Genomic DNA, 10,144 nt, shown 5'->3' with positions numbered 1-10,144 from the left:
TAACTACCATGAAAATTAAAACCGTAATTAAGGCGTTTGCACTGCTTTCTATTTCAAGCTCAGCTTTTGCTAGTGTTGTTGTTAATCAGGCGGTAACAGAAGATGAGGTGCTCGCTGCCCAGCATGGCTGGTGTCAGGCATTGGTAGATATCAGCACGACTTATACAGAAAATGGACATGAAGCGGCTAAAACCTTGGCACAAGAGGTGATCGACGGTGCCTACGCATACCAAATGGGAACGGTGTTGTTCAAACCAACCCTGACGGTTAACCCACAAACATTCCGTACCACGCCAGAAGGTGCATTGTCTTATTTCGTCGGTGGCGATGAAACATACCCGCAGGATACTGGGTTTGCGCTGAAGAACTGGACAAAGTGTGAAATCGAAAATGCGGGTGTCTTCATTACCGGTAACAGTGCGAGCACTATGGGTAAGGTTCATTTCACTGACGGTGAAGGCAACCAGACCAGCGTAGATAAAACGTGGAAATTTGTGAAAGATGATGCCGGTGCGATGCGTATTGCGCTGCATCACTCTTCGCTGGAATACACTGAAGAATAAGTCTATTGAGCATTAATGATTTACTGAGAGCTACATTCGTGTAGCTCTTTTTTTTTATTAACACTATGATTTGAGTTAACTATCAGTGCTGCTGTTGTTCCTTAAGTAGTTCTAGCACCCCATAGCTTTTACGGGCGACAAGGCCTTTCGCTTCGAGCTTTTTCAATGACCGGATGATTTGATACCGGCTAGCACCCATGTAAGAGGCTAACTTCTCCTGGGTAATTTGCACGCAACCTGATGAGTCTGCTAACGAGTTGAGTTGGGTGAGGATACGCTCTTCAAGGGTAAAAATAGTCCTTTGCTGATAAAGTTTGTGGGCAAGCTTTATCCTGCTGCCTAAATTGCGGGCGAGGAACTCATATAACTCAGCTTTTTCTACCTTGCTTTGTCTCAAGGTTTTATATGAGACTTGCAGTTCGACCACTTCTGTCAGTGCTTTGCTGAATACACCCACCGAGCCTGGCTCTAAAAACTCCGGTTCGCCCCGCCAACTGCCAGCACCGAGTGTAGCCATGGTATACAAGATCCCATGTTGATCGACATAAGAGACTTCTACTTCCCCCGAGAACATGACGCAGATATCTGTCATAGGGACGTTTTGCCCGACAATGATGCTGTCTTGGGGATAAGTCGTAATGCGGCCAGATTCAAGAAATAGCTTAGTTAAGCTAGGGTACTTTTTAGCATCTAAGTACTTAGAGAATTGTGTTTGATATTCTTCCGGTATACTCATCGTGATTTAGTTTACTGAGGTGTTGGTTAGCCAGCCTTGTCATGTCAGTCTAACACGCTTTTTTTGGTGTTTGTGCGATTCGCACAGAATTGTATTTCCCACTGTCTTATTGTTTGCGCGAATTAACAGACATGTACAAAAGTAAGCATCCTTATGAAACTGTATCGAATTGGTCAAATCAGCAAGCTGTATGATGTCAGCGTAGATACATTGCGCCACTATGAAAAAATTGGGCTGCTTGAGCCTGAATATGTCAAAGACAATGGTTATCGGTATTATTCCAACCGCCAGATCTGGAAACTCAATGTTATCCGCACCTTACGTCATTTGGATATAGGTCTGCTTGATATCAAAGACCACTTAGTGGACCGTACTATCGGCAAGAGTGAGTCATTGATCGAATTACAGCTTGAGGCAATTGAACAACAACAAGCTGAACTGCAAGGGTTGAAGCAAGATCTGCAACTGAGAAAGAAGCACTTGGTTACCACCAAGAAGACCCCGTGCGATATGGAAATTGAGCTAAAGACGTTACCGGAGCGAAAGTGCTGGGTTAATAAGAAACAAGCGACGTCATTTTGGGATGTTGACCGGATGCATAAGGAAATTGAAGCTAACCATTTTGGTGAGGAAACCCGTTATACCGGTTTCGGCAATGCAGGCGCGCGGATTACCTATCAACATTTTGATGCTGGAAAATATGGCATATATAGCGAAAGCTTTATTTTGGATGAAGCCGGTGACCACACCCTCGAAGGCGGGCAGTATCTATGCCTCAACTTCTGGGGGCACGATGATATGGAAGATATCAAGAGGCACTACGACAGGGTAAAGGTCTACATGGCTGAAAATGGATTGGCGATGAATGGCCCTGCGATTGAGTTATACAAAATCGACATCCATGAAACAGATAACCCCGATGAGTTTTTGACCGAGTTGCAAGTGCCGGTGAGATTACAATAGGGTGGTATACGCAACCAAAAAACAAGGCAGCCAGTTGGCTGCCTTATTTGTTTGCTAGTGATTTGAAAAGCGCTAAACCACAAACTTGTTCATGATTGAGTCCTGCTCTCGCACTTTGGCGATCTGCTCCTCAAGTGCCTGATCAGCAGCTGCCGCAGCGTCAGAAACCTGTACGCTCAGCTCTTTGATGTTTAGGGTATTACTGTTGATTTCCTCGGCCACCAAGCTTTGCTCTTCAGCCGCCGAAGCAATTTGTAGGTTCATATCATTGATTTGCTGGATAGCCCCGCTGATCCTGACCAGAGCATCGTCTGCTTCTTGTGACTTCTCAACGGTAGAAGCGGCAGTCTCTTTACTCATACCCATTACACTCGCTGCCGAACTAGCCCCCGATTGCAGTTGCTCAATCATCTGGCGGATTTCAGTGGTGGACTCTTGTGTCCGCTGGGCAAGGGTGCGTACTTCATCTGCAACAACAGCAAAGCCACGGCCTGACTCGCCAGCACGTGCTGCTTCAATAGCAGCATTGAGGGCAAGTAGGTTGGTTTGATCGGCAATTTCATTAATGACTTTTAGGATTGACTCAATGTTGCCAGTCGATACCTCAAGCTGCCTGACGACTTCGACAGCCTCATCAATTTGTGCGGATAAGTCAGAAATAGCATTGGCAGTATGGGAGACAATACGGCCGCCATCTTGTACCGCTTCATCGGCCTGTTGTGCGGCTGTTGCTGCGCCCTGGGCATTGTTGGCAACCTCTACCGATGTCGCCGCCATTTCGTGCATCGCTGTTGCCAGTTGATCCAGCTCTTTGAGTTGGTTGGACATGGCAGAAGCCGACTGCTGCGCACCTGCTGCCGTTTGCTCAGTACCCAACAGAATATCGGTACTGAGAGCTTTAGATTGTAGGATCAGAGTCTGTAGTTTCTCAGTAAAGGCATTGAAGCCTGTAGCCAGTTCGGCAAACTCCTGATCGGTACTGGTCTCAAGACGGCGGGTAAGATCACCCTGACCGGAAGCCACATCTTGGATAGCAGTATTGAGATCAGCAAGCGGTCGCATCAATACCTTGATCAATAGTAGTAGGGCGATGATCCCGGCGATCAAGGCGACGAATGAGTAGATCACCGCATCGTTGCGCAGTTGGTTGACTGCGGCAAAGGCGATGCTTTCATCTAAAACGGCTCCGATATACCATTCTTGGCCTGCAATTTGGCTAAATGACAATGTCACGGTCTTACCGTCCAGTTCTGCGTGAACGGCGTCAGACGAAATAGGGTGGTTGCCAATAAAGTTCGTCATTGGCTTGCCGTTATACTGCGCATCGGGGTGGGCGATAGTTGTGCCGTTAGCGTCCACGATAAAAAGGTATCCGGCATCGAACAAGGAAACTTGGTTAACCATTTCGGCCAGACCCGACAGACTCATATCAAAGAAGATTGCGCCCTCGAACTGGCCATTAGCGATTAACGGACTAGCAATAGAAACCAAAATCTCGTTAGTCACAGAGTCAGCGTAAGGTGCGGTAATAATTGTGTTTCGCTGTTGCTTGCTATCAATATACCAAGGGCGTGCTCGAGGCTCCCATGATGCCCCTGGATCCCAACTAGGATCGTTACTAGTGAAACTGCCGTCTTTTTCAAACCCAAGTCCGGTGAGCAAAAAAGTATTTTTGATAGTGGGTTGCTCGATAACGGTATGGATATGATCCAGTGACATATCACTGGTGATTAAGCCGGCGGTATAACTCGCTAATGACTTTTTGCTTTCCAGTTCGGCATTGACGGTGTTACTCATGCCGGAAATGATTTCCTCCATGCTTTGCATAACCAAAGACTGGATTTGATTTTTAGTATTGAAATATTGGTTGGCCGACAGTAGTGCGAGTGCCACCAATAGTATTGCCGATGATGATGCGACAATTTTATGGCTGAACTTCATTGGATCCCTCAACAAGCGCAGAAAGTAGAATAGTTATAATGTCGGCATGGTAACGGAATTGTTAATGCAAATCGATGTATTTTGTGATCTGAAGTTGATAATTTTTGCTGTATTGTTGTGATTTTAAAGAATTATATGCCACCAGATGATTACCTCAATATGACAATTTAGTATGACTAAGGGGGGCATAATTGATCTTGTCAGTAGCATTGCTCAGAAACACTGAGCTTGTTTAAAAATAGTGGAAAATGCTAGTGTAGTGAGAATATCCTAGCAAGCTTAGTTAGTTAATTTCCCTCGAATATTTGGACTCATTGATGACTTCTACGACAAAGTTACTCGCTTCTGACTATGACAAGACTTTCTTTTACAAAACGAATCCAGAGGCGTTAGCAGAAAACCTTGCCGCGGTGTCTCAATGGCAACAACGCGGAAATATCTTTGCGATTAGTACAGGACGAGATGCGGCAAGTATGCTGTATGAGCGTCAAAATAAGGATGTTCAATTTGATTATCTCGTAGCGCTCAATGGTTCCCTCATCATAGATAGTAACAATACGGTGATATTCAAACAGGCGTTTTCGTCATCATTAGCTTCTGCGCTAGTCGATGATATTCGCGAAGAATTTAACGATGAACTTATCATATCGAATGGATTTGATGGTTGTAATTTCACTCACCGAGATAAGAGCCAACACGATCCCGTTGCAAGAGAAGTTTATCAGCGTAATTTAGCTATTTACTCAAGAAGTATCGAGCAGTCGCTAGAGCACGAAGTGCTATTGGTCGGATGTTTGGCAAAAGATCAACAGCAAGCAAATGCGGTTCGAAACCGGATTTTAGACAAACATAAAGCCGATGTTGAGGTATTTATCAACCTTAACTATATCAATATTGTTCCCAAAGGAATTTCCAAAGCAAGCGGGCTGGAACGTATTATGCAGCACGCAAATATCTCTCGTTCAAATGTGACGGTGATTGGAGACGATTACAACGATATTCCAATGTTAGAAGCGTTTCGAGGGTTCGCTGTATCTAATGCCAAAGAAGAACTTATCGCGGTAGCAGAAGATACGGTTGAAAGTGTCGCTGCGCTGATATCTCGACTTATCTAATACAACAAAAGGCAGCCACTTGGCTGCCTTTTATCTTTAAGAGAGACTAATTAATTAGTCAATCAAACCGTACTGTTCACGAAGCACTGCAACGATCTCAGCTTTCGGGTTTTCAGAAAGCACGATTTTCTCGCCAGTGACTTTCTCTGCGATATCGGTATATACCTTAGACAAGTTCATCAGTGCTTCCACTGGCAACTCGTTGTTGCGAGCAAGGGCAAAACGCTCATCCATACGGTCTTTGTTCAGTAGGATGTCCGGGTCAGGGAAGTGGTTAAGTAGCATCTGGCGGAAACCTTCTTTCGAGTTTTCGATGATTTCGCCGTTGCGGTAAGCTTCGCCGTCCCAGATACGTGATGAGTCAGGTGTACCCACTTCATCCATATAGATCAGCTTTTCTTTACCTTCGGCATCGGTCACGTAGCCAAACTCAAATTTAGTATCGACAAAGATCTGATCCAAAGCCGCCAGCTCTTTGCTGATCACATCAAAGCCTTCTTCAAGCAACTGCTCGTAACGGCTGATATCGTCTGTGCTGCGGAAATTGAATGCCTCGAAGTTGTTAACCAGATCGTCACGGGTTACGTTGACGTCATCAACTTCAGGCACGCCGGGAATACCGGTAAGGATCCCTTTAGTAGAAGGCGTCATCAGTAGTTCAGGCAGTTTCTGATCTTTTTTAAGGCCTTCTGGTAGTTCGATACCACAGAAGTTGCGCTCGCCTTGGCTGTAAGCACGCCACATAGAGCCTGTGATGTACTGGCGGCAAATCGCTTCAACCATCACCGGTTTGGCTTTTTGTACAATCCATACAAACGGGTGGGGGATATCTAGGATGTGGCTATCAGCTAAACCGTTTTCACGGAACAGCTTGAACCAATGGTTGGAAATCGCATTAAGTGCCGCACCTTTACCTGGGACGCCTTTCAGGCCGCCTTCAGCATGCCAGATGCAGTCGAACGCAGAGATACGATCGCTAATTACCATGATAGCCAGCGGTGCGTCAGGTTGGACGTTGTAGCCTTTTTCTTGGATAAGGCGACGGCTATCTTCTTCGGTTAACCAGTAGACGGAGCGAACTTTACCGCTATGGACGGGTTTATCAGTTCGGATTGGCAGGTCATCATTTACAGCGAGAACTTGATCAGCAAGGCTCATGGCGAATTCCTATTTCAAAAGTTAAACGAAGGGAACGTAAGGCTAATGCCGGCGATAATAACAGAACTCGGCAGGCCTTTCAGCTAGAAAAGCAAACGTTTGCGCAAATTTATTTTGCACAGATTGAGTGAATTTCTGTGAACCGATTTCAAGTGGTCATAATTTATTCAAGCGGCAGGCTTGAACTGTGGCAAAATCAGGCTCCATTCTTTTGCGCAAGGCCCACTATGACCCGTTATACCAGTGAACAATCGGCATTTATACATCACCAGCACGGGAATGCCCTTTGTATTGCCGGGGCAGGGACGGGGAAGACAACCACCTTAGTGGGCTTGATTGAACAGAAATTGGCAGCAATTCCTGCCCAAGAGATGCTGGTGCTAATGTTCAACCGCGATATTCGGACCGATTTTCAGGCCAAGCTCCGTGATACGGGGATCCAAGCGCAGGTGCCTGTGCATACCTTCCACAGTTTCTGTTTGAAGTTCCTCAACCAGACGGGCTTTATTCGCAATACTGGTTATAAGGTTGACTACCAGAGCGGTGAAAGTGATAAATCGTTGGTGAAGGCCATCTTGCGTGAGCTATCCGGCCTTGAAAAGACCTACCAGCGCCAGCAGATGATCAAAGATCCTAAGACCATTGAGTTGCTGTTGAGCTTTATTGGGTTGGTGAAAGCCTACATGCTCTCACCGCACGAAGTGTTCAAGATTGCTGAAATCAACCGGGACTACCTGTTTATTCTCGATGCCTATGAGCAGTTTGAAAGCCTAAGAAAGAAACAGCGCCTATTGTTTTTTGATGACTGGCTGGTGGAAACCGTCAAACTGCTTGAAAGCGATGATGCGATCCGCGAGCACTTTCATCAGCACTGCAAACTGGTGGTGGTTGATGAATTTCAGGATATCAACACCGCCCAATACCGTTTGCTGAAACAATTGCTTGGTCCTCAAACCCAACTGCTAGCAGTGGGTGATGTCGATCAGTGTATCTATAAGTGGCGGGGTAGCGCACCGCAATTCATGCTCAATTTTGAACAGGACTTTGCCCCTGCAAAAACCTATACCCTGTCACAGACGTTTCGCTTCGGTCATAGCCTTGCGCTGGCTGCAAGTCACCTAATTGCCAACAATAAGGAGCGTTTCAGTGAGTTCCTAACTGTTTCCGGTGAAGGGATTTCCGATACCCAAGTTGTTGAGTGCGGCTCCTCAAGGCAGGTCGGAGAAATTGCGAACACTATCGCGCAATATCTTGCTGATGGCGGGAAGCCGTCTGATGTGGCAATTTTAGTTCGCCGTTGGTCGCAAACCTTGTTGTTTGAGCTGGCATTCCTTAGCAAGCAGTTACCCTATCAAATGCCCGTGCCGTCAGTGCTTGCGCATAGCCGAGAGGTAAAGCTGCTGATGGAGTTGGCGACGTTGGCAACACCGCGTTTTTCAGAGTTGGCCGTTGCACAGAAGTCGGGATTGTTGTTTAGCTTGATGTGTTTCCCGCACTGTTATGTGCCGAATAAATCCTTAAAACCGTTATGTGAACAATTGGCGGGAATGGAACCCTCCCAGTGGCTGACCTTTATTGGCCGCTATGAAAAAGCCAATGCCAACTTGAAGTTGGATAATCTCATTGAACGCCTCGATTTGCTGCAACGGTTAATGCGCAAGGGGAGCTTCAAGGCGTCGGATGTCTATAAGCAATACCGTAACGAAAGCGGGCTTGATAGCTGGATTTGGAAAACAGAGGCAACGGCTTCTGAAATCGAAGAAGCCATTGAGCGACTGGACAGTGTTGCCACTGTGCTTGAAGCGATGGATCAGAGCTGTGAAAAGGCTTTGCAGTATTTCGAATATTATACCCAGCAGTCTGGCCAGAAAAGCGCGAATAGCAATGCGGGAGCGAATGGGGCTGAAGAGCAAGACTCCATCCAGTTGACAACCATCTTCCGTGCCAAAGGCTGCGAATATAACCATGTCCATCTGCCGTTTTGGGATAAAGAAGCCTTTCCCTATGTGAATAGGGCATCGGGTACGGTAGGGGCTGATTTGGAAGAAGAACGCCGTTTGGCGTATGTGGCACTGACCCGGGCTAAAGAAAAAGCCTTTGTCTATTACACCATGCCGGATAAGCCGTCGGTCAAGGCGACTAATGCCAGCCGGTTTGTGTTGGAAGGGAAAATCAATCTGGCACAAGACTTAGGGGCCAAGCTTTACCAGCAAGGGAAGCTACCTTATTACTCCAGCCCGGTAGCAGAAGAGTACTGCCGCCGGATGGGGCGTGAACAGGATGTCGCCGAGCCGCCTGTAAAAAAGGTAGTGAAAAGCCCGACAGCGAAGGCTGTCAGTCTTGGTGGCAGTAAGCAAACAGATACTGTTGTCGGCATTGATGGCGAATACAGCTATAAGTGGGCAATGCAGCAACCATTGCCGGACAATGCTGAGAAAGTGATTCGAGCTATGGTGAAAACCAAAAATGCCAAATATTTAGATGGCGAGATAAACCGTATTATCAGGGAATTGCAGTCGGTATCGGAGACCAAGAAAAAGGTATTGGTCAATCGCTTGATTGTTGCTGCCAATGCGAGAAGTATGGTTCGACGATAGTTTATTTCAGCAAAGATAATATTTAAGCCTCTACTTCAAGTAGAGGCTTAATTAAATTACCGAGGTTAAGTCAACTTGACTTAGTAATACTCAATACCTTCGCCTGCTTTGATCAATGTGCCTGCTTCGTTTGTCAGGATTCTATCTAGATCGAACAATGAACCGATAGCGGCATTACCGCGTCCGCTGTTAACGAACTGGCAGACTGCATCCACTTTTGGCCCCATAGAGCCGGCAGGGAAGTTGAAGTGGGAAAGCCCCTCTGGTGTGGCGACTTTCATTTCTGCCTGATCGTCTTTACCGTAGTTACGGTAGATAGAGCCGTCAGTCAAAATCACAAATAGATCAGCATTGATTGTTTCTGCCAATAGCTCGGCAGTTAAGTCTTTGTCGATCACACACTCAACACCCACCATTTTGCCATCTTGACGGCAAACCGGTACGCCACCGCCACCGCAAGCAATAACGACATTACCGCTTTTCAGTAGTGTTTCAACTTGCTGCTGCTCAATAATGGCTTTAGGCATAGGCGATGGAACGACACGGCGGAAGTATTGGCCGTCAGCTTTGAATTCCTTGTCGCTCACAGCCATGATTTCTTTGGCGCGCTCTTCGGTGTAAACCGGGCCTACAAACTTGGTTGGGTTGGCAAAAGCCGGGTCGTCTTTGCTGACTTCGGTTTGGGTCACCAAGGTAGCAACCGAAAGGTTAGCATCAATATTACGAAGCTCTTGCTGCAGCATGTAACCTACCATGCCACAGGTCTGTGAGCCCAGTACATCCATTGGATACGGTGTTGTTTCAGGTGAGTATTCCTGATACGCGCTGTTTTGCTCCATCAACAAGCCAACCTGTGGGCCATTGCCGTGCACAATCACTACTTCGTGATCGTTAGCAATTGCAGCAATACTGGCTGCGGCTTTTTGGATATTTTCTCTTTGGTTTTCAGCTGTAAGGGCTTGGCCACGGGCCAATAGGGCATTTCCGCCTAGTGCTAAAACTATGCGCATGATCGTATCTCCATTTGTACACCCAAGCGTGTATCGATGACTTGGGAATATGGTTTATATG

General features: G+C 46.6%; 8 protein-coding genes. 4 read left to right on the top strand and 4 right to left on the bottom strand.

Going from position 1 to position 10,144, the window contains the following annotated elements; all coding sequences use genetic code 11:
- Positions 1 to 8 precede the first annotated feature (8 nt).
- Positions 9 to 563 carry a hypothetical protein gene (locus BIZ37_RS27570; protein ID WP_187464254.1) on the top strand — a complete coding sequence of 185 codons (555 nt, stop codon included), beginning with the start codon at positions 9 to 11 and terminating at the stop codon, positions 561 to 563.
- Between the two features lie 82 nt (positions 564 to 645).
- Here the strand turns inward: BIZ37_RS27570 and BIZ37_RS27565 are convergent, their stop codons facing one another.
- Positions 646 to 1,299, bottom strand: a complete 654-nt coding sequence (locus BIZ37_RS27565; RefSeq protein ID WP_187464253.1) for a Crp/Fnr family transcriptional regulator — start codon at positions 1,297 to 1,299, stop codon at positions 646 to 648.
- 153 nt (positions 1,300 to 1,452) lie between these two features.
- Here BIZ37_RS27565 and BIZ37_RS27560 point away from each other — a divergent pair, with 153 nt between their 5' ends.
- Positions 1,453 to 2,262: a MerR family transcriptional regulator gene (locus BIZ37_RS27560; protein ID WP_187464252.1), complete on the top strand. Its 810-nt coding sequence runs from the start codon at positions 1,453 to 1,455 to the stop codon at positions 2,260 to 2,262.
- A 72-nt stretch (positions 2,263 to 2,334) separates the two neighbouring features.
- On the opposite strand, the gene BIZ37_RS27555 is transcribed toward BIZ37_RS27560, so the two are convergent.
- On the bottom strand, positions 2,335 to 4,203 hold the full coding sequence (locus tag BIZ37_RS27555) for a methyl-accepting chemotaxis protein (protein WP_187464251.1): 1,869 nt from the start codon (positions 4,201 to 4,203) through the stop codon (positions 2,335 to 2,337).
- Between the two features lie 317 nt (positions 4,204 to 4,520).
- On the opposite strand from BIZ37_RS27555, the gene BIZ37_RS27550 reads away from it, so the two are divergent.
- A complete protein-coding gene (locus tag BIZ37_RS27550) occupies positions 4,521 to 5,318 on the top strand; it encodes an HAD-IIB family hydrolase (protein ID WP_187464250.1) in 798 nt (265 codons plus the stop codon).
- A 54-nt stretch (positions 5,319 to 5,372) separates the two neighbouring features.
- On the opposite strand, the gene BIZ37_RS27545 is transcribed toward BIZ37_RS27550, so the two are convergent.
- Complete coding sequence (locus BIZ37_RS27545; protein WP_187464249.1) at positions 5,373 to 6,476, bottom strand: phosphoribosylaminoimidazolesuccinocarboxamide synthase; 1,104 nt, start codon at positions 6,474 to 6,476, stop codon at positions 5,373 to 5,375.
- Positions 6,477 to 6,703: 227 nt separating this feature from the next.
- On the opposite strand from BIZ37_RS27545, the gene BIZ37_RS27540 reads away from it, so the two are divergent.
- Complete coding sequence (locus tag BIZ37_RS27540; protein WP_187464248.1) at positions 6,704 to 9,073, top strand: ATP-dependent helicase; 2,370 nt, start codon at positions 6,704 to 6,706, stop codon at positions 9,071 to 9,073.
- An 80-nt stretch (positions 9,074 to 9,153) separates the two neighbouring features.
- On the opposite strand, the gene BIZ37_RS27535 is transcribed toward BIZ37_RS27540, so the two are convergent.
- Positions 9,154 to 10,083, bottom strand: a complete 930-nt coding sequence (locus BIZ37_RS27535; protein ID WP_187464247.1) for a carbamate kinase — start codon at positions 10,081 to 10,083, stop codon at positions 9,154 to 9,156.
- Positions 10,084 to 10,144: the final 61 nt, after the last annotated feature.

The organism is Photobacterium sp. BZF1 (assembly GCF_014349205.1).
Classification (GTDB): Bacteria; Pseudomonadota; Gammaproteobacteria; order Enterobacterales; family Vibrionaceae; genus Photobacterium.
The sequence above is the reverse complement of the archived record's forward strand: the minus strand, read 5'-3'. Positions and strand labels throughout refer to the sequence as shown.

What these genes read in the sequence shown, in the direction of transcription:
- BIZ37_RS27570 (WP_187464254.1), top strand. Translation starts at nt 9, where the DNA reads ATGAAAATTAAAACCGTAATTAAGGCGTTTGCACTGCTTTCTATTTCA.
- BIZ37_RS27565 (WP_187464253.1), bottom strand. Translation starts at nt 1,299, where the DNA reads ATGAGTATACCGGAAGAATATCAAACACAATTCTCTAAGTACTTAGAT.
- BIZ37_RS27560 (WP_187464252.1), top strand. Translation starts at nt 1,453, where the DNA reads ATGAAACTGTATCGAATTGGTCAAATCAGCAAGCTGTATGATGTCAGC.
- BIZ37_RS27555 (WP_187464251.1), bottom strand. Translation starts at nt 4,203, where the DNA reads ATGAAGTTCAGCCATAAAATTGTCGCATCATCATCGGCAATACTATTG.
- BIZ37_RS27550 (WP_187464250.1), top strand. Translation starts at nt 4,521, where the DNA reads ATGACTTCTACGACAAAGTTACTCGCTTCTGACTATGACAAGACTTTC.
- BIZ37_RS27545 (WP_187464249.1), bottom strand. Translation starts at nt 6,476, where the DNA reads ATGAGCCTTGCTGATCAAGTTCTCGCTGTAAATGATGACCTGCCAATC.
- BIZ37_RS27540 (WP_187464248.1), top strand. Translation starts at nt 6,704, where the DNA reads ATGACCCGTTATACCAGTGAACAATCGGCATTTATACATCACCAGCAC.
- BIZ37_RS27535 (WP_187464247.1), bottom strand. Translation starts at nt 10,083, where the DNA reads ATGCGCATAGTTTTAGCACTAGGCGGAAATGCCCTATTGGCCCGTGGC.